Source organism: Pantoea sp. Ft-CA_14 (assembly GCF_024520875.1).
Classification (GTDB): domain Bacteria; phylum Pseudomonadota; class Gammaproteobacteria; order Enterobacterales; family Enterobacteriaceae; genus Pantoea; species Pantoea agglomerans.
In genome coordinates, this window is sequence record NZ_JALNPM010000011.1 from 41,695 (window position 1) to 60,085 (window position 18,391).

Genomic DNA, 18,391 nt, shown 5'->3' on the forward strand with positions numbered 1-18,391 from the left:
GAATTAATCCCCTGAATGCCATGGTAGACTATGCCCTAAATTTTGATTCTTTACATTAGCGGAACTCACTATGAAAGCAGGCATTATTGGCGCGATGGAGCAGGAAGTCACACTGCTGCGCGACAAAATTGAAAACCGTCAAACGCTGTCGCTGGCGGGTTGTGAAATTTATACCGGCACCCTGCAGGGCGTTGAGGTGGCTCTGCTGAAATCGGGCATTGGTAAAACCTCTGCCGCGCTGGGTACCACGCTGCTGCTGCAGCTCTGCAAGCCGGATGTGGTGATCAACACCGGTTCGGCTGGCGGTTTAGCGCCGTCGCTCAGCGTCGGTGATATCGTGGTGTCAGAAGAAGTGCGTTATCACGATGCTGACGTCACCGCTTTTGGTTATGAGCCGGGTCAGATGGCGGGTTGTCCGGCCGCGTTTGTGGCAGACAGCAAGCTTATCGCCGCTGCAGAAGCCTGTATTAAGCAGCTGGATCTGAATGCCGTACGCGGTCTGGTGGTCAGCGGTGATGCCTTTATCAATGGTGCCGAACCGCTGGCGCGCATTCGTAATCTGTTCCCACAGGCGATTGCCGTTGAGATGGAAGCCACCGCTATCGGCCATGTCTGTCATCAATTCCAGGTGCCTTTTGTGGTCGTTCGCGCCATTTCCGACGTGGCCGATAAGCAATCTCACCTCAGCTTTGATGAGTTCTTAAGCGTTGCGGCGAAGCAATCTTCGCTGATGGTGGAGAACCTGCTGGCGCATCTGGCGCGTGGCTAAAACGCTACTCCTCTGCTGGCTGCTGCTGTTGAGCGGCAGCCTGCTGGCTTCCCCGCCACGCGTGATTACCCTCTCCCCTCACCTTACCGAACTCGCCTTTGCTGCCGGGATTACCCCGATTGCGGTCAGCGCCTGGTCCGACTATCCGCCGCAGGCGAAACAGATTGAGCAGGTCGCAAACTGGCAGGGCATCAAGGCTGAACGTATTCTGCAGCTTAAGCCGGATCTGGTGTTAGCCTGGCGAGGCGGTAATCCGCAGCGGCAGATTGACCAGCTACAGCAGCTCGGCGTGCCGGTTAAATGGATTGATCCGCTGACGCTGGATGAGATGTTCACGGCGCTGGCCGATCTGGGCCACTGGAGCCCCAGACCGGAGCAGGCAACTCGCGCTGCCCGCCAGTTACGTCAGCAGGAAGCCGCGCTGCGTCAGCGCTATGCTCATCTGACTGCGGTTCCGCTTTTTTTGCAATTTGGTCAGCAGCCCCTGTTTACCGCCGCCAGAGCCACGCTGCAGAATGAAATTATTACGTTATGTGGCGGCAGGAACATCTTTGCTGACAGCCGCGTCAGCTGGCCGCAGGTCAGCCGTGAGCAGGTGCTGATGCGCCATCCTCAGGCCGTTGTGACGGGTGGCAGTGCGCAGCAGGCGGAAAACATCCGGGTGTTCTGGCGACCGCAGCTGGATGTACCGGTGATTGCCATCAACGAGGACTGGCTTAGCCGGCCAGGCCCGCGACTGCTGCTGGCCGCGCAGCAACTCTGTGCGGCCCTGCATCCCGATGAATAAATCGGCGAATTGATTAAAGTCACTGCGATTTTTGCCGTTGATCAATACCAGAGACGAACGCGCCACGTATGCTCGCCGTCCTTTTAGCGCTCCGGCGCTTTTTTAAAACACCAGGAACCTTATATGACCAGAGCACTGCTGCTGGCCATAGGGCTGTCGATCGCCGGTTCTGCCTTTGCAGGATCGATAAATGGCTCTATTGGCGCCAGACTTGTCATCTATTCACGCTGTGAAATCAACACGGCTAACGGTCAGCTCGCGCCGCAGATCAACTGCGGCAGACAGGCAAGCGCGCAGCCGCGCGTAACAAACGGCCAGATTCAATCGCAGGGAAGTGTGAAGCAAAGTAACCGGCTGGTCACAATAGAATGGTAAACGAGGCCGTCTGTATGACGGCCTGCATTATCAGATACTGAAGGAAGAGCCACAGCCACAGGTGGTTTTGGCATTCGGGTTGGTCACGATAAAGCGTGAGCCTTCCAGACCTTCCGTGTAATCCACTGAACCGCCCACCAGATATTGCAGGCTCATCGGATCAACCACCAGTGAGACGCCCTGCTTTTCAATCGTCATGTCGCCATCATTCATCTGGTCATCAAAGGTGAAGCCGTACTGGAAACCACTGCAACCGCCACCGGTGATATAGACGCGAAGTTTCAGCGCCGGGTTCTCTTCGTCGGCAATCAGGTTCTTCACCTTGGTGGCTGCGGCGTCGGTAAACTGCAACGGCAGTGCTACTACTTCATCACTCATGTTTTACTCCGGTAAACGCCCAGGTCAGAAAACGACCTTAATTACGCTATTATCAGCCAGCACCTCAGCGCAATCAAGCTCTGCCCTTCGCACTCTGTGCCGCTTTCACTCCTGTTAAGGGCACAGGGGGTGAATCCACCTTTCGTCTGCTGCCCCTCTTCCGTAGAATGGCGCAATATTTTTATGAACCGCTGGAGCCGAAAATGAGTAAGTCCGAACAACTGTTTGCCGAGGCACAACGCCTGATCCCGGGTGGGGTAAACTCGCCAGTACGCGCATTTACCGGTGTGGGCGGCGTTCCGCTGTTTATTGAACACGCTGATGGCGCCTATCTCTATGACGCTGACGGCAAAGCCTATATCGACTATGTCGGCTCATGGGGTCCGATGGTGCTGGGTCATAACAACGCGGCGATTCGTAACGCCGTGATTGAAGCGGCACAGCGCGGCTTAAGTTTTGGCGCACCGACCGAAATGGAAGTGACCATGGCGCAGCTGGTGTGTGAGCTGGTGCCGAGCATGGAGATGGTGCGGATGGTCAACTCCGGCACCGAAGCGACCATGAGCGCTATCCGTCTGGCGCGTGGCTTTACCGGCCGCGATAAAATCATCAAGTTTGAAGGCTGCTACCACGGCCACGCCGATCATCTGCTGGTGAAAGCCGGCTCCGGTGCGTTAACACTGGGTCAGCCGAACTCGCCGGGCGTACCGGCCGATTTCGCTAAACATACCCTGACCTGCACCTTTAACGATCTCGACTCAGTGCGCAGCGCTTTTGAGCAATATCCCGAGTCGATTGCGGCCATCATCGTTGAGCCGGTGGCTGGCAACATGAACTGCATCCCACCGCAGCCAGAGTTCCTGACGGGTCTGCGTTCACTGTGTGATGAGTTCGGCGCACTGCTGATTATTGATGAAGTGATGACCGGTTTCCGTGTCGCGCTGGGTGGCGCGCAGGCTCATTACAATGTGCGCCCTGATTTGACCTGCCTTGGGAAAATCATTGGTGGCGGGATGCCGGTCGGTGCGTTCGGTGGCCGTCGCGAAGTGATGGCGGCGCTGGCTCCGACCGGTCCGGTTTATCAGGCGGGAACGCTCTCTGGTAACCCAATCGCCATGGCGGCGGGTTTCGCCTGCCTGACGCAGATCGCGCAGCCGGGCACCCATGAGAAGCTGGATGCCCTGACCCGCAAGCTGGCAGAGGGTCTGCGTGAAGCAGCACAACAGCAAAATATCCCGCTGGTGATTAACCATGTTGGCGGGATGTTCGGCCTGTTCTTCACCGATGCTGACAGTGTGACCTGTTACGCCGATGTGACCCGCTGCGATGTGGAGCGCTTTAAAACCTTCTTCCACCTGATGCTTGAAGAGGGCGTTTACTTTGCGCCTTCAGCCTATGAAGCGGGCTTTATGTCGCTGGCGCACAGCGAAGAGGATATTCAGCGCACTGTCGACGCCGCGCGTCGTTGTTTCGCGAAGCTGTAATTGCGGCAGCGTTAAAGATGAAGACCGGCAGCAGCCGGTCTTTTGTTATTGATGAGGCTTGCCCCGCTCTGTTGTGAGAGGGTGCACGCACAGGAAACAGGGTCAGATCGGAAAGGCGCGAAAGCCGTCATCCATGACTCGCTCGGCCCGCGCGATTACGCACCTCATCCATGAGGTGCGCCCGTTGCCGGGCCAACGCTTCGCGTTGTTCAAAAACGCTCCCGGCGTTTTTGTCCCTGCCGCGGGACGCTTTCCTCCTCTGACCCAATTTCCTGCGCATTGAGCTTCTTCGTTGTTGTCAGATTCACCCTACTTTGGATCTGGCCGGCGTCTGAAACCAGCCTGCTTTTTCCTCTTAACCTGAACGCCGCAGCAGCCAGATAAAGTAAGGCGCGCCTAAAAAGGTCGCCATCAGCCCGGCTGGGATCTGATCCGGGAATGCCAGCATTCGTCCGCACCAGTCAGCCAGCACCATCAATCCCGCCCCCAGTAATCCTGACAGCAGCAGTTGCGGCAACGCCCGCCGGAATCCCAGCATGCGCGCCATATGGGGTGCCATTAGTCCGACAAAACTCAGCGGACCGATAGTCAGTGTCGCGCTGGCGGTCAGCGCGGCCGCCAGCAGCAGCAGACTCAGCCGCGCAGGCGTCAACGCCATACCGGCCGAGCGTGCGGTAGCGCTTCCCAGCGGCAGCAATGTCAGCCAGCGACTGGCCAGCGGTGCCAGCGACACCAGCACCAGCGCGCAGATTGCGCTCTGAATCGCCTGAGTGCCGCTGATGTTATAGGTCGAGCCGGAGATCCAGCTCAGCAGCCCGCCCATACGCGGATCGCCACTCGCCAGCAGTAGCATCAGCAGGGTGACAAAGGCGCTGTTAAGCGCCATGCCCGCCAGCAGCATTCGTTCCGGCGAAAAGCCGCCCCGACTGGCTACCGCCATGATCACCAGCAGCGTCAGCGCCGCGCCCAGCGCACCGGCGGGCAGCAGCCAGGCCAGCGCATCGCCCGGTACAAAGAACATCATCATCACCACGCCAAAAGCGGCACCCGAACTGATGCCCAGCACTTCCGGGCTGGCCATGGGATTGCCGGTTAGCCGCTGAATCAGACTCCCCGCCACGCCCAGCATCAGGCCGGTCACCAGCGCGGCCAGCACGCGCGGTGCGCGCCACGGCAGCAGCGATTGCAGCATCTCACCCGCAGACCAGACCCAGCCCTGCGCATCTCGCCCAAACGCCAGACCGCCCCACCCCAGCAGTGCCAGGATGGCAAGCCCGGTCAGCGCCCAGCGCAGCAGGTTCTGTCGCTCGACGGGCACCTTATCACCCTGATTCAGCGCGGGCGGCACCGAACCGGTGCGCAGTCGCGGCAGCAGCCACAGCAGAATCGGTACGCCGAGCAGCGCCGTGGCGGTGCCGGTCGGGATATCGCGCCAGTGAGTGCTGAGCCACAACACGCAACTGTCCGCCAGCCACAGCAGCAGCGCGCCAGTCAGCGGAGCCAGCAGCATCCGGGTGATGAGCCGTCGTCCACCCAGCATCTTCGCCAGCAGCGGCGCAAACAGCCCGATAAAGCCGATGATACCGGCGACGTTGACCAGCTGTGCGCTGAGCAGGATCGCCAGCCCGAGGCCACCGACACGCGCCACGGAAAGCGCAAGGCCAAGGTTTTTCGCTACGCCATCATCCAGCCCCATCAGCGTCAGCGGACGCAGCAGCGCCAGCGCCAGCACAAACGCCAGCAGCAGGCGCGGCCAGAGTTGCTGCACATTTTCCCAGTTCATCTGATTCAGCGCGCCGGTGCTCCACAGAAACATGTTCTGCAGCTGATCGTGATTGAAGATAGCGAAGATTTGATTCACCGCGCCGCTGTAGAGGCTCAGCACCAGCCCGGCCAGAATCAGCGTTACCGGCGACAGACGTTTGCCCCAGGCCACACCAAACACCAGCGCGCCCACCAGCAGCGCGCCACTGAGCGCGGCAAACTGCTGTGTCAGCGCCCCGCCCGGCAGATGCCACAGCGTCGCCACGGTAATGCCCAGCTGTGCGCCGGAAGAGACGCCCAGCGTGGTTGGCTCCGCCAGCGGATTACGCAATATCTGCTGAAACAGCAGACCGGCTAACCCCAGTCCACTCCCCACCAGCAGCGCCAGCACGATACGCGGCAGCAGGCTGTGGTGAAACACCATCTGCGGCAGGCTATCGACCGCCGGAGACCAGAGTGCCTGCCACCATTCAGCCTGTGGCAACGCCTGATGCAGATTGACCAGCGTCAGGCTGAGCGCCAGCAGAAACAGCAGGCTGAGGAGGCCTGCGGGAAACAGAGCATGGCGCATCAGTGCGTCTCCAGCGCGCGTTCCAGCACGCGAACAAAGTGCAGCGCCGAGAGCGTCGCACCGTAATACCAGACGGCCGGGACGCGCTGAAAGCGTCCGGTGCGTACAAACGGCAGCGACTGCCACAGCGGGCTGCGCATCAGTTGCTGCATCTCCGCATCGTTATCATGATCAAAGCAGATGACATCCACATCCCCGACCTGCGCCAGCTTTTCAATGCCGATCACCGCGCTGCCCCAGAAATTTGTTTCACCCTGCCAGCCATTTTTCAGGCCCAGCAGAGTCATCACTTCCAGAAACAGACTGTTTTTGCCGAAGGTAATGGCGTGACGACTGTCGAGCAGCGACATCAGCAGGATAGTGCGTCCGGCATAGGGCGCCAGCCGCTGGCGCGCCGCCGCCAGCTGATCATCGACCTCGCGCAGATGCTGTTCCGCTCGCGCGCTTAATCCAAGGCGCGCCGCCAGCTGACGCAGCGATGCGCGCGCGGCAGTGAGAGGTTTCCCGTCGCCGCTGTGGAGGTCGAAGCCCATAATGGGCGCGATGCGCGTCAGTTTCTCTTTAGGCGGGCCGTAGCCGTTGGAGCAGAGGATCAGCGACGGCTGCATTTGCGCCATCAGCTCAAGATTGGGTTCAGTGCGCAGACCTACATCGATCACGCCTTCAGGCAGCGGCGGCTCCCCTACCCAGATGTTGTAGTTGTGCAGATCGGCCACGCCCCAGGGCGTGACGCCTAGTGCTATCAGCAGTTCGGTGGGTAACCACTCCAGTGCAATAATCCGACCCGGATTTGGCGTGGCGGCACGCAGGGGAAGCGCACAAAACAGCGGAGAGACTGCCAGCGCCAGCATCAGTCGGCGGCGATTAAGATCGGGCATCATCCTCTCCTTAACAGACAAAACTGACCGGCGCGCCGCCCTGCGGGTGCGGTAAAATGCCCATCGGAATGCCATAAATCGCACCGAGCACCTCAGCCTGCATAATCGCCTCTGCGTCTCCTTCGGCAATCATCGCGCCCTGACGCAGCGCCACCAGATGATCGCAGTAGCGTGCTGCCATATTGATATCGTGCAGCACCGCAATCACGGTTAAGCCGCGCTGCTGGCTCAGCGCTTTTATCAGCGCCAGCACCTCAACCTGATGGGCAATATCCAGCGCCGACGTCGGTTCATCCAGCAGCAGACAACGGCTGTTCTGCGCCACCATCATCGCCAGCCAGGCGCGCTGACGCTCGCCGCCCGACAGGCTATCTACCAGCCGTCCGGCAAAGGCGTTAAGTCCGACCTGGGCAATCGCATCCTCTACCCGGTCGCGATCTTCCTGACCAAAGCGCCCCAGCGCGCCGTGCCAGGGATAGCGGCCAATCGCCACCAGTTCACGCACCGTCATCCCTTCGGCTGCCGGTAACTGCTGCGGCAGATAGGCTACCTGACGGGCAAAGGCTTTGCTGTTCCAGCGCCCGACGGGCTGCTGATTCAATAGCACCTCTCCGCTGCTGGCCGCGTGGTGACGACCCAGCATTTTTAACAGTGTTGATTTGCCCGAGCCGTTGTGACCGATCAGCCCGGTCACTTTTCCCGGCGGAAAGGTCAGCGACAGTGGCTGAAGGAGAGTCCGGCCCGGCACTTCAAAACTGGCGTTTTTCAGCGTAAAGGTCGCCTCTTCTGCGTGCGGATGCGGCATGGTTATCCCTGTGAACGGGCGCCGAAGCGCCCGGTTAAATCAGAATCTGAAGGTCGCGGTGCCGACAATCTGGCGTTCCGCACCCCAGTAGCAGGCGTATTCACGGTAGCAGCTGGCAACGTAGTCGCGGTCAAACAGATTGTTGACGTTGACGCCCACTGTCGAACCCGGCAAACCGAAACGACCCAGATCATATTTCAGCGCCGCATCCACCGTGGTGTAACCGGCAACTTTAAAGTTCTGGTTCTGCTCAGTGCCAGTGCTGTAAAGGCCCTGACTCTCACCGACATAACGCACACCCGCGCCCAGCGTTACGCCTGAAAGGGCTGTCTCGTGGAAGGTGTAGTCGCTCCACAGTGAGGCCATATGTTTCGGCACCTGTACCGGCGTTTTGCCTTTGAGCTGGGTGTCTTCGGTATATTCCGCATCGGTGTAGGTGTAGGACGCCGTCAGGTTAACGTTGGCATTCAGCGCCGCTTTAGCTTCCAGCTCTACGCCCCGTGACCGGATTTCACCGCTCTGCACGCTGGCAAACGGATGATTAAACGTATCAGGGTCCGCGGTCAGGTTTTTGGTTTTGGTCAGCTGATAAAGCGCTGCGGTGAGCACCACCGGACGATCTTTCGGTACATATTTCACGCCCGCTTCATACTGCTTAGCGCGTGACGGATCAAATGCCTGACCGTCATAGGTCGAACCCGCATTCGGAATAAAAGCTTCGCTGTAGCTGAAGTAAGGCGCGATGCCGTTATCAAACACATAGTTCAGGCCCCCGCGCCAGGTAAAGGCCTGATCGTTCTGACGATCAACGCTATCCGCTACCCGATCGTAAACCGAGTTCATGGCATAGTCGTAGCGGCCACCCAGCGTCAGCACCCAGCGGTTCCACTCCATCTGGTCCTGAGCATAGAGGCCGGTCTGACGCTGTTTGTTGAGATGCTGATAAGGATCGGCAAATGGCGTTACGCTGTTATCACCATATTGCGGATTAACCGCATTCAGGCTGGAGGCAGTGCCAAACTGTGCGTCGATATCATTGCGGGTACGCTGGAAGTCCACGCCCAGCAGCAGCGTATGATCAACCTGGCCGGTGGCGAATTTCGCCTGCGCCTGGGTATCGACCGCCAGTTGGTTAAGCTTCTCTTCTGAAACCGCCGAACCGCGCGTGATTTGCTGAGTCTCCGGCAGGAAACCATTGCCGTAAATGCTGCGGTAATCGGTGCGCAGGTCGGCATAACGCAGGTTCTGGCGCAGCGTCCAGGTGTCGTTAAAGCTGTGCTCGGCGTTATAACCGACCATTTTGGTGTTGCGTGAAATCTTGTTGCTCTGCTCGCCTTCATCAAAGTTGGTTGGCAGTTTGTACTGGCTGCCATCAGCGCGGGTGATCGGTACCACCGTGCCCTGACGCGGCAGCCAGCCGTAATAACCGGTTTCTGGCTCGTTCTGGAAATAGGTCAGCAGGTCAATGCGGGTCCGATCGTCGGGACGCCAGCTGAAAGCCGGTGCGATGGTGTAGCGCTTCTCTTTGTTCATCGCCTGCTGCGCATCCTGACTGCGCGCCTGGCCGGTCAGGCGATAGCTGTAGACGCCGTCGTCGTCCAGCGCGCCGCCAAAGTCAAAACCGGTCGAGAAGAGGTTGTCGTTGCCCATCTGGAACTGCACTTCGCGCAGGGTTTCCTGGGTCGGACGCTTACTCACCAGCGAGACCACCCCGCCGGGATTGCTCTTACCGTAGAGCACCGAAACCGGGCCGCGCAGCAGTTCAGCGCGTTCCAGGAAGTAAGGATCGATGGCAAACTCAGAGTAGTTGTCACCCTGCAGTTTCAGACCATCCAGATACTGATTGGTGTTGGTTTCGCTGAAACCGCGAATCGACAGCGCATCAATCACGTCTGAGCTGCCCCGGTTACCGGTCAGCACGCCAGGCGTGTAGTTAAACGCCCCTTTCACACTGGTTACGTTACGCATCTCCATCTCTTCACGGGTGACCACGGAGATGGACTGCGGATTTTTTTCAATGGGGGTATCAGTTTTGGTCCCGGTGGCGCTGCGTTTCGCTGCCACGGTGGGTGCTGGTCCCCAGGCGCTTTCCGCCTCGACGCCGCTGCCGCCATCAGCCGAGACGACCATCGTCTCCGTCTGCGCGGCGTAAAGAGAGGAGCTCAGGCTCAGTGAGATCATGATGCCCAGAAGCGGTCGGGAAAATGTTTTTTTGGTGTTGTCAGAAAAAGTCGTTCGCGCATTCATAAAAGTGTCTCTTAACAATAGGCTCAGGCAGGCGAATCGAAACGATAATGATTATTATAACGCTTAGATAATATGCGAAATTCAGCAGGTACTGCAAGAAGAAATCCCAGTAGTGACGCCGTTTGCAGGCCGATTGACGCGTATTGATCAGGAACAAAAAAAGGGCGCCGAAGCGCCCTTTTTAACCTGTCTGACTGATTTATTTGCCAAACATATCTTTTATCCACCCTGCTACGCCGTCGCTATCTTTCTGCTCCTGCTGTTGCTGCTGGGCCGGTTGTTGCGGCTGCTGCTGTTGCTGTTGTTGCTGCTGCTGATCGAAGAGCTGTTGTTGCTGCTGAACCTGCTGCTGCTGTTGCTGACACAGCGCATTCGGATCCAGCGCCCACACCGGCAGAGAACGCCAGGTACTGCTGCCCGTGCCGCAGACAAAGTTACCGGCAGAATCCACATTCATCAGCGACACATCTTCCGGCGGCGTCAGCTGTAACGGCATCGGGGCCTGAATGTCCAGGTAGCGACGGTAGAGCTGCATCGCGCCGCTGGCACCATAGAGTTTGGTCGGCTGGTTGTTATCGCGTCCCACCCAGGTGATCGCCACTTCTTTGCCATCAATACCGGCAAACCAGCTGTCCACCAGATCGTTGGTGGTACCGGTTTTGCCCGCCAGATGCGCATTCGGGAAACGCGCGCCCAGCGCACGGGCGGTACCGTGGTCAGCCACCTGTTGCATGGTGTAGAGCGTCAGATAAGCGGCCTGCGCCGGCTCAACACGCTGCGCCTGCGGATAGCTCTGATAGAGCACGCTGCCATCTTCCGCAATCACCGAACGCACCGCTGACAGCGACGCGCGGTTGCCGCCGCTGGCAATCGACTGGAACGCCTGAGCCACTTCAACCGGCGTCAGGTTTAAGGCACCCAGCAGCATCGATGGCACCGGATGCAGCTGCTCTTTCGGCACGCCCAGCTTATTCCAGGTATCCACTACCGCATCCAGCCCCAGCGTCATGCCGAGGTTTACGGTCGGCACGTTCATTGAGTTGGTCAGCGCATCCACCAGCATCACTTTGCCGCTGAAGCGACGATCGTCGTTCATCGGTTTCCAGATGCTGCCGTTTGGCTGCTTCAGCGCAATCGGCTCATCGGCGATCCAGCTGTTCAGCCGGTAGCTGTTTGGCTGGCTCAGCGCGGTCAGGTAAGTCGCCGGTTTCGCCAGTGAGCCGATAGAGCGGCGTGCCTGCAGCGCGCGGTTGTAACCGGCATACTGTGGATCGGCACCGCCGACCATAGCGCGGACTTCGCCGCTGAAACGGTCAACCACCACCATCGCGGTTTCCAGATCTTTCAGGCCACGCTGTTTTTTCAGCGTCGGAATGCCATCGATCACCGCTTTTTCGGCCGCATCCTGCGACACCGGATCCAGCGTGGTGAAGATTTTCACCCCGGAGAGATCTTTCACCTTGTCGCCCAGTTTTGCCTGAAGCTCGTTACGCACCATCTGCATAAAGGCCGGCTGCGGCGTAATCACGCCGCCTTTTGGCTGCACACCCAGCGGACGGGCCGACAGCATGTCATACAGCTCCTGGTCGATTACTTTCTGCTGCTGCAACAGGCGCAGCACGAGGTTGCGTCGTTCCAGCGCCAGTTTCGGGTTACGCCACGGATTATAGAGCGACGCCCCTTTCACCATGCCGACCAGCATCGCCTGCTGATCCAGACTCAGCTCATCAACCGGACGGCCAAAGTAATAGAGGCTGGCCAGCGGGAAACCGCGGATCTGATCGCTGCCAGCCTGACCGAGATAGACCTCGTTCAGGTAGAGCTCCAGGATGCGATCTTTGCTGTAGCGCGCATCCATGATCACCGCCATGTAGGCTTCACGCGCTTTACGCCACAGCGAACGCTCGTTGGTGAGGAACAGGTTCTTCACCAGCTGCTGCGTCAGCGTACTGCCGCCCTGCACCGCTTTCCCGGCCGTGATGTTCGCCAGGAAGGCGCGGCCGATGGAGTAAGGGCTGATGCCATCATGCTCATAGAAATGGCGATCTTCGGTGGCGATCAGCGTATCGACCAGCAGATCCGGGAAACCGGCGCGCGGTACGAAGAGTCGCTGTTCACCGTTCGGCGACTGCAGCATGGTGATCAGACGCGGATCGAGGCGGAAAAAGCCAAAATCACGACCGGTTTCGAGGTTTTTAATCTCGCTCAGCTCATCTTTACTGAAGCTCATGCGCGCGTGGATCTGCCCCTCTTTACTGTCGGGGAAATCAAACGGGCGACGCAGCAGATCGATGGTGTTGCCCTTCACCGAAAACTCGCCAGGGCGGGTAATACGGGAGACTTCGCGATACTGAGTACCTTCCAGCAGCGCCACCATTTCACTTTTGTTGTAGGCCATGCCGGGTTCCAGGCTGACCATGCGGCCATAGACGGTGGCGGGTAGTTGCCACACTTTACCGTCAATCCGGCTGCGAATTTCCGAGTCGAGGTAGATGCCCCACGCGGCCATGACCACCACAAACACCAGGAACAGTTTGATTACCCATCCCAGCCAACGGCGTTTGCCGCGCGGCGGTTTTCCACCTTTACCTTTACGTGGCACCGGCGCTTCCTCCTCGTCATCATTAAAATCGTCCTGATCGATATCCTGTTCGATATCCCTGCGTCGTCCCCGGCCCGCACTGCTGCGCGGCGGCAACGGTTTACCTTTGCGCCCTATTGGTTCGCGATCGTTCCCAGACATTACTTTTCTTCTCCAGGCAGTGCTTACAGCAGCGCCGCTACTCTAACTGCTTTCTCGCGTGCCGCATGGCAGAACCCTCTGAATTCGATCCAGCGGACTCAACCCTGCGGGGACATTTTTTTGGTTCGCCTTGTTGGCAAGGCGGTGGCCGGATCCTCGGGCCAGGGATGTTTAGGATAACGTCCCTTCATCTCTTTCCTGACCTCCGGCCAGGCACCGCGCCAGAACGCCGCCAGATCGCGGGTGATCTGCAACGGGCGCTGGGCGGGCGATAACAGCTCCAGCACCAGCGGAATACGTCCTTCCGCTACGGTGGGATTCTGCGCTTCGCCAAACATCTCCTGAATCCTGACCGCCAGCGCGGGCGGCTTCTCCGCATCGTAGCGGATTGGCAGCCGGCTTCCGGTGGGCACAGTGTAATGAGTTGGCAGCACAGTATCCAGCCGCTGACGTTGTGACCATGTGAGTAAATGTAAGAGTGCCGTGGTCAGGTTCACCGCCTGCAGGCTGCGGAGATCGCGTACCGCTGACATCTGCGGCAACAGCCACTGCGACAGGCTCTCAAGCAGGGTGTCATCGTCGGTCGCGGGCCAGCTCTCTTCCGGCAGCCACCGGGCCGCACACTGGATGCGCAGGCGCAGCTGTTCGGCCTCCGGCGTCCAGCCCAGTACCGACAGACCTTTTTCGACGATCCAGCGCAGCATGGCCGCGTGCAGCACCTCTGGTTCCGGGCGCGCCATCGGCTGGGTTTTCAGTATCAGCGCGCCAATCTGCTCACGTCTGAAAGCACGCAACGTGCCTTTCTCTTCGTCCCATTCCACTTCGGTCCGGCGCTCAATCAGGGCGGGCTGCTGCTGGCACAGCGTTTCAATATCGACCGGCAGTGCCAGCAACATCCGGGCATCCGGTGTGGCACTGCCCTGCAACAGAGCAGGCGCAATCAGCCATTCATTACGCGTCAGGCCATCCTGCTCATCGAGTCTGGCGCCCAGCCCGTTGGCCAGCTGATAGCGACCGCTCTGATCGCGTCGCCGCGCCAGCCGATCGCCAAAGCCCACCGCCAGCAATCCGGCGAAACGATCTTCATCGATGCGCCCGCCACGGATTTTAAGCCGCTGCTGCCACTGCTGCGCCCGCCGCTGCCATTGCGCCTGCGGCCGATGCAGCGCATCACGCAGGTCGGCGCTGCCGCTGCGGGGAGGATCTTCCAGAATCGCCACCAGCAGCGCGGCGCTGGCGACCGCATCCGGCTCATCGCCTGCGGCACACAGTATGGCGGCGAGTCGGGGATCGCATCCCAGCTGCGCCATGCGCCGTCCCAGCGTGTTGAGCAGGCCGTTGTTGTCCAGTGCTCCCAGTCGGGTCAGCTGCTGCTGCGCCGCATCCAGATTTCTGGCGGGCGGCAGATCCAGCCACTGCAGCTGTTGCGGCTGGGTACAGCCCCACTGCAGCAGATCCAGCCACAGCGACGAGAGATCGCTGTTAACGATTTCCGGTTCACTCTGCGCCGCCGCTCGTGATGCCTGCTCCTGCGGCACCAGATGCAGGCAGAGCCCCGGCATCAGTCGCCCGGCGCGACCCGCTCGCTGGATCATCGATGCCTGGCTGATTCGCTGGGTCTGCAGACGCGTCACGCCGCTGCGGGCGTCAAACAGCGCGCAGCGTTCCAGCGCACTGTCGACCACCAGCCGAATCCCCTCAATGGTCAGGCTGGTTTCGGCGATATTGGTGGCAAGCACCACTTTGCGGCGGCCGTCGGCGGCAGGCAGAATTGCCCGGCGCTGCGCCGCCAGCGGCAGTGCGCCATAGAGCGGCGTCAGATCAACGTCGTCACTGATGCGTGATTCCAGCTCGCGCTTCACCCGTTCGATCTCCGCCACACCCGGCAGAAACAGCAGCAGCGAACCGCTCTCATCCCGCAGCAGCTGGGCGACTTCACGCGCGACCGCCTCTTCAAAACGCACATTCTGATTCAGTGACGCGTAACGCCGCTCAACCGGATAGCTGCGCCCTTCTGAGACGATCAGTGGCGCATCCGGCAGCAGCGCCGCCAGCCGGGCGTTGTCCAGCGTGGCGGACATCAGCATGATTTTAAGGTCGTCGCGCAGCCCCTGCTGCACATCAAGCAGCAGCGCCAGCGCCAGATCGGCCTGCAGGCTGCGCTCGTGAAATTCATCGAGGATCACCAGCGACACGCCCTCCAGCATCGGGTCGTGCTGAAGCATACGGGTGAGCATCCCTTCGGTCACTACCTCCAGCCGGGTCTGTGGCCCGACGCAGCTTTCGCCACGCATCCGGAATCCCACCGTGCCACCCGGCTGCTCGCCGAGTTGCTCCGCCAGCCGCTGCGCCACATTACGCGCCGCCAGCCGACGTGGCTCCAGCATGATGATCCGTCCCGGCAGCGCCGCCTGCTGTAACAACTGCAGCGGCAGCCAGGTTGATTTGCCTGCCCCCGTGGGCGCGGCCAGCAGGATTTGTGGGGCGTCACTCAGCGCCGCCAGGATGTCAGGCAGCACCGCGCTGACCGGTAAATCGCTCACAGCAAACTCCGCTTCTGCCTGTGCTAAGATGGCGCGCATTGTAGCATCCATCCGTGATATTTGCCGGAGAGCGCCATGGCGACACAACGCTTATTTTTTGCCATCAGCCTGCCTGACGAGATGCAGCAAGAGCTGGTGCGCTGGCGGGCCGATACCTTTCCTGCGGAGGCGGGCCAGCCGGTGGTCGCGGCGAATCTGCACCTGACGCTGGCGTTTCTGGGTGAAGTTGCGCCGGAAACCTCACAGCGCCTGCAGACGCTGGCCTCCCGTATTGTGCAGCCCGGTTTTGATCTCGACCTGGATGATGCCGGACACTGGCCGCGCCCCGGCGTGGTCTGGCTCGGCTGCCAGCGCGCGCCACGCGGTCTGTTGCAGCTCGCCAGCCTGCTGCGGGCCCAGGCCGCCCGGCATGGCTGTTACCAGAGCCCCCAGCCGTTTCATCCGCACATCACGCTGTTACGCCACGCCACGCAGCCGGTGACGTTACCGCCGCGCGGCTTTCACTGGCGTTTTCGCGTCTCTACCTTTTCTCTGTTCGCCTCTGAATATGCCCGGGGCCGCACCCGCTATCGCGCCCTGGCTAGCTGGCCATTACATTCTCAGGATCCACATGCACTTCTCTCCGCCCCTTAAACCCGCCCGTCTGATCGTCCGTTACAAACGTTTTTTGGCCGATGTGGTGACGCCAGAGGGCGACGTTCTGACAATTCACTGCGCCAATACCGGCGCCATGACCGGCTGCGCCACGCCGGGCGATCGGGTCTGGTACTCGACGTCCGACAGCCTGACGCGCAAATACCCCCACAGCTGGGAACTGACCGAAACACAACAGGGCCACTGGATCTGCGTGAATACGCTGCGCGCCAACCAGCTGGTGGCTGAGGCGCTGGAGCAGGATCGGCTGCCGGCGCTGGCCGGTTATACGCATCGTCAGGCGGAAGTGAGATATGGCACTGAAAAAAGCAGAATTGATTTCCTGCTCAAAGCAGAGGCCCGGCGCAACTGCTATATTGAGGTGAAATCCGTAACCCTTCTACATGAAGGAAAAGGGTATTTTCCGGATGCGGTGACGATTCGAGGACAGAAACACCTGCGTGAACTGGCAACAGTTGCGGCAGAGGGTCATCGGGCCGTTTTGTTGTTTGCCGTTTTGCACTCGGGGATTGAGGACGTTTCTCCGGCACGGCACATTGATGTGGCGTATGCAGAACAACTGGCTCAGGCGCAGCAGGAGGGCGTAGAGGTTTTAGCGTATCAGGCAGACTTATCGGCGGAGGGAATGTTTCTTAAATCGCCGATCAACGTAACCTTGTAATATCTTTTGCAATTTTATGTGTTAAGAATGTTCTGAGCTAAGGGCCAATTACGCTGTTCCTCACAGGCTTGTCAAGGTGTGTTCATGAAGAATTGCCAACCCTGACTGCTTCTGTTATTTATAGCGGCCTGTTTTTTTCCCCAATGGGGGATCGATGTACCCCGCAGACGTCAAATGCAGGCTGGCAGCAAGGCCCCTGCGAGACGAAATTCGAAGGGTATAGTGCGTGTTATCCAGGAGAAGCAACATGCAAGAAGGTCAAAACCGTAAAACATCGTCCCTGAGTATTCTCTCTATTGCTGGCGTCGAACCTTATCAGGTGAAGCCTGGCGAAGAGTATATGAATGATGCGCAGCTGACCCATTTTCGCAAGATTCTGGAAGCCTGGCGTAATCAATTACGGGACGAAGTCGATCGTACCGTTTCTCATATGCAGGATGAAGCCGCTAACTTCCCGGACCCGGTTGACCGTGCCGCGCAGGAAGAGGAGTTCAGCCTGGAGCTGCGTAACCGCGATCGCGAACGTAAACTGATCAAAAAGATCGAGAAGACGCTGAAGAAAGTTGAAGATGACGACTTCGGCTATTGCGATTCCTGTGGCGTTGAGATTGGTATCCGCCGTCTCGAAGCCCGTCCTACTGCCGATCTCTGCATCGACTGTAAGACGTTAGCAGAAATTCGTGAGAAACAAATGGCCGGCTGATGCCGCGTCCAGCCTGTTACCACGCAGTGGAACAACTGCTGTTTTGTCCGCTGCGTGGTCACTTCTGAAACCTATGTCATCCTCCTGTATCGGTCGCTTCGCCCCTTCTCCCTCTGGTGAACTCCACTTCGGATCGCTGATTGCTGCCCTGGGCAGTTACCTGAGCGCGCGTGCGCAAAACGGCGTCTGGCGGGTGAGAATTGAAGATATCGATCCGCCACGGGAAGTACCGGGTGCCGCCAGCCGTATCCTGCATCAGCTGGAGCACTACGGTTTAGAGTGGGATGGCGAGGTTCTGTGGCAGTCACAACGTCATGAGGCCTACCGTGACGCGCTGGCCTGGCTGCAGCAGCATCGTCAAAGCTATTACTGCACCTGCCCCCGGCGTCGCATTCAGCAGATTGGCGGTTTCTATGATGGTTACTGCCGTGAACGGCAACGCGGACCGGAGAATGCCGCGCTGCGTTTACGCCAGCATGCGCCGGTCTTTGCGTTTGACGATCGTCTGCGTGGCCGTGTGGAGGCGGACAGGCGTCTGGCACAGGAAGATTTTATTATTCACCGCCGTGATGGCCTGTTTGCCTATAACCTGGCGGTCGTTGTCGATGATCATTTTCAGGGCATTACCGAAGTGGTTCGCGGCGCAGATTTGATTGAGCCGACGGTGCGACAGATTGCGCTCTGCCAGCAATTTGGCTGGCCGGTGCCTGACTGGCTGCATCTGCCGCTGGCGCTTAACCACGATGGTCATAAGTTGTCGAAGCAGAATCATGCACCTGCGCTGCCGGATGGCGATGCCAGACCCCTGTTGGTGGCGGCGTTACGCTTCCTCGGACAGCCGGTTTCAGGCGGCTGGCAGGACTTAACGCAGGACAAACTGCTGTCTGATGCGGTGTCGCAGTGGAATATCGCTTTGATGCCGCAAGAGAACGCCCTGAAACCGGATGCATAGACAACAGCATTCTCAAACGGTTCTCAACAGGCTATGATTAGCCGCTGATTTTACCTACACCCTAATTGCCACTGTCG

General features: G+C 59.3%; 15 protein-coding genes. 8 read left to right on the forward strand and 7 right to left on the reverse strand.

What is annotated here, in order from left to right; translation table 11 throughout:
• The first annotated feature begins 70 nt into the window (after window positions 1-70).
• The 3 genes from mtnN to NR195_RS16325 all read left to right on the forward strand — a co-directional run bounded on the left by mtnN (window position 71) and on the right by NR195_RS16325 (window position 1,931).
• Window positions 71-769: a 5'-methylthioadenosine/S-adenosylhomocysteine nucleosidase gene (gene mtnN / locus NR195_RS16315; RefSeq protein ID WP_086905233.1), complete on the forward strand. Its 699-nt coding sequence runs from the start codon at window positions 71-73 to the stop codon at window positions 767-769.
• Entirely contained in the window at window positions 762-1,556 is a 795-nt protein-coding gene (gene btuF / locus NR195_RS16320) for a vitamin B12 ABC transporter substrate-binding protein BtuF (RefSeq protein WP_010671857.1), read from the forward strand. The genes mtnN and btuF overlap by 8 nt, the downstream gene beginning before the upstream one ends.
• A gap of 123 nt (window positions 1,557-1,679) precedes the next feature.
• Window positions 1,680-1,931 (forward strand): hypothetical protein, encoded by a 252-nt coding sequence (locus tag NR195_RS16325; RefSeq protein ID WP_256844721.1) that lies wholly within the window; start codon window positions 1,680-1,682, stop codon window positions 1,929-1,931.
• A 30-nt stretch (window positions 1,932-1,961) separates the two neighbouring features.
• Here the strand turns inward: NR195_RS16325 and erpA are convergent, their stop codons facing one another.
• Complete coding sequence (gene erpA, locus NR195_RS16330; protein WP_010254064.1) at window positions 1,962-2,309, reverse strand: iron-sulfur cluster insertion protein ErpA; 348 nt, start codon at window positions 2,307-2,309, stop codon at window positions 1,962-1,964.
• A gap of 203 nt (window positions 2,310-2,512) precedes the next feature.
• Between erpA and hemL the strand changes: the two genes are divergently transcribed.
• Entirely contained in the window at window positions 2,513-3,793 is a 1,281-nt protein-coding gene (gene hemL, locus NR195_RS16335) for a glutamate-1-semialdehyde 2,1-aminomutase (RefSeq protein WP_062759653.1), read from the forward strand.
• Between the two features lie 355 nt (window positions 3,794-4,148).
• On the opposite strand, the gene fhuB is transcribed toward hemL, so the two are convergent.
• The 6 genes from fhuB to hrpB all read right to left on the reverse strand — a co-directional run bounded on the left by fhuB (window position 4,149) and on the right by hrpB (window position 15,383).
• Complete coding sequence (gene fhuB / locus NR195_RS16340) at window positions 4,149-6,128, reverse strand: Fe(3+)-hydroxamate ABC transporter permease FhuB (protein WP_256844722.1); 1,980 nt, start codon at window positions 6,126-6,128, stop codon at window positions 4,149-4,151.
• Window positions 6,128-7,006 carry a Fe(3+)-hydroxamate ABC transporter substrate-binding protein FhuD gene (gene fhuD, locus NR195_RS16345; protein ID WP_022625447.1) on the reverse strand — a complete coding sequence of 293 codons (879 nt, stop codon included), beginning with the start codon at window positions 7,004-7,006 and terminating at the stop codon, window positions 6,128-6,130. Before fhuD ends, fhuB begins: the two co-directional genes overlap by 1 nt.
• A gap of 10 nt (window positions 7,007-7,016) precedes the next feature.
• A complete protein-coding gene (gene fhuC / locus NR195_RS16350) occupies window positions 7,017-7,811 on the reverse strand; it encodes a Fe3+-hydroxamate ABC transporter ATP-binding protein FhuC (protein ID WP_033756619.1) in 795 nt (264 codons plus the stop codon).
• A gap of 39 nt (window positions 7,812-7,850) precedes the next feature.
• A complete protein-coding gene (gene fhuA, locus NR195_RS16355) occupies window positions 7,851-10,058 on the reverse strand; it encodes a ferrichrome porin FhuA (protein WP_256844723.1) in 2,208 nt (735 codons plus the stop codon).
• A gap of 199 nt (window positions 10,059-10,257) precedes the next feature.
• Complete coding sequence (mrcB, locus tag NR195_RS16360) at window positions 10,258-12,801, reverse strand: bifunctional glycosyl transferase/transpeptidase (RefSeq protein ID WP_256844724.1); 2,544 nt, start codon at window positions 12,799-12,801, stop codon at window positions 10,258-10,260.
• A 98-nt stretch (window positions 12,802-12,899) separates the two neighbouring features.
• Window positions 12,900-15,383, reverse strand: a complete 2,484-nt coding sequence (gene hrpB, locus NR195_RS16365) for an ATP-dependent helicase HrpB (protein ID WP_256844725.1) — start codon at window positions 15,381-15,383, stop codon at window positions 12,900-12,902.
• Between the two features lie 36 nt (window positions 15,384-15,419).
• Here hrpB and thpR point away from each other — a divergent pair, with 36 nt between their 5' ends.
• The 4 genes from thpR to gluQRS all read left to right on the forward strand — a co-directional run bounded on the left by thpR (window position 15,420) and on the right by gluQRS (window position 18,314).
• The gene (gene thpR / locus NR195_RS16370) at window positions 15,420-15,977 is read left to right on the forward strand and encodes an RNA 2',3'-cyclic phosphodiesterase (protein WP_010671851.1); all 558 of its coding nucleotides are present in this window, start codon (window positions 15,420-15,422) and stop codon (window positions 15,975-15,977) included.
• A complete protein-coding gene (gene sfsA / locus NR195_RS16375) occupies window positions 15,955-16,659 on the forward strand; it encodes a DNA/RNA nuclease SfsA (RefSeq protein WP_022625441.1) in 705 nt (234 codons plus the stop codon). Before thpR ends, sfsA begins: the two co-directional genes overlap by 23 nt.
• Before the next feature lie 247 nt (window positions 16,660-16,906).
• Window positions 16,907-17,362, forward strand: coding sequence for an RNA polymerase-binding protein DksA (gene dksA, locus NR195_RS16380; RefSeq protein ID WP_010254035.1), 456 nt, complete (start codon window positions 16,907-16,909; stop codon window positions 17,360-17,362).
• 73 nt (window positions 17,363-17,435) lie between these two features.
• Window positions 17,436-18,314, forward strand: a complete 879-nt coding sequence (gene gluQRS / locus NR195_RS16385) for a tRNA glutamyl-Q(34) synthetase GluQRS (protein ID WP_010254032.1) — start codon at window positions 17,436-17,438, stop codon at window positions 18,312-18,314.
• The last annotated feature ends 77 nt before the right edge of the window (window positions 18,315-18,391 follow it).

Excerpts from the sequence above, each read along its gene's own strand:
- hrpB (WP_256844725.1), bottom strand. The coding sequence starts at position 15,383 with ATGCGCGCCATCTTAGCACAGGCAGAAGCGGAGTTTGCTGTGAGCGAT.
- fhuA (WP_256844723.1), bottom strand. The coding sequence starts at position 10,058 with ATGAATGCGCGAACGACTTTTTCTGACAACACCAAAAAAACATTTTCC.
- dksA (WP_010254035.1), top strand. The coding sequence starts at position 16,907 with ATGCAAGAAGGTCAAAACCGTAAAACATCGTCCCTGAGTATTCTCTCT.
- sfsA (WP_022625441.1), top strand. The coding sequence starts at position 15,955 with ATGCACTTCTCTCCGCCCCTTAAACCCGCCCGTCTGATCGTCCGTTAC.
- hemL (WP_062759653.1), top strand. The coding sequence starts at position 2,513 with ATGAGTAAGTCCGAACAACTGTTTGCCGAGGCACAACGCCTGATCCCG.
- gluQRS (WP_010254032.1), top strand. The coding sequence starts at position 17,436 with ATGTCATCCTCCTGTATCGGTCGCTTCGCCCCTTCTCCCTCTGGTGAA.
- mrcB (WP_256844724.1), bottom strand. The coding sequence starts at position 12,801 with ATGTCTGGGAACGATCGCGAACCAATAGGGCGCAAAGGTAAACCGTTG.
- NR195_RS16325 (WP_256844721.1), top strand. The coding sequence starts at position 1,680 with ATGACCAGAGCACTGCTGCTGGCCATAGGGCTGTCGATCGCCGGTTCT.
- mtnN (WP_086905233.1), top strand. The coding sequence starts at position 71 with ATGAAAGCAGGCATTATTGGCGCGATGGAGCAGGAAGTCACACTGCTG.
- fhuC (WP_033756619.1), bottom strand. The coding sequence starts at position 7,811 with ATGCCGCATCCGCACGCAGAAGAGGCGACCTTTACGCTGAAAAACGCC.
- fhuD (WP_022625447.1), bottom strand. The coding sequence starts at position 7,006 with ATGCCCGATCTTAATCGCCGCCGACTGATGCTGGCGCTGGCAGTCTCT.
- fhuB (WP_256844722.1), bottom strand. The coding sequence starts at position 6,128 with ATGCGCCATGCTCTGTTTCCCGCAGGCCTCCTCAGCCTGCTGTTTCTG.
- thpR (WP_010671851.1), top strand. The coding sequence starts at position 15,420 with ATGGCGACACAACGCTTATTTTTTGCCATCAGCCTGCCTGACGAGATG.
- erpA (WP_010254064.1), bottom strand. The coding sequence starts at position 2,309 with ATGAGTGATGAAGTAGTAGCACTGCCGTTGCAGTTTACCGACGCCGCA.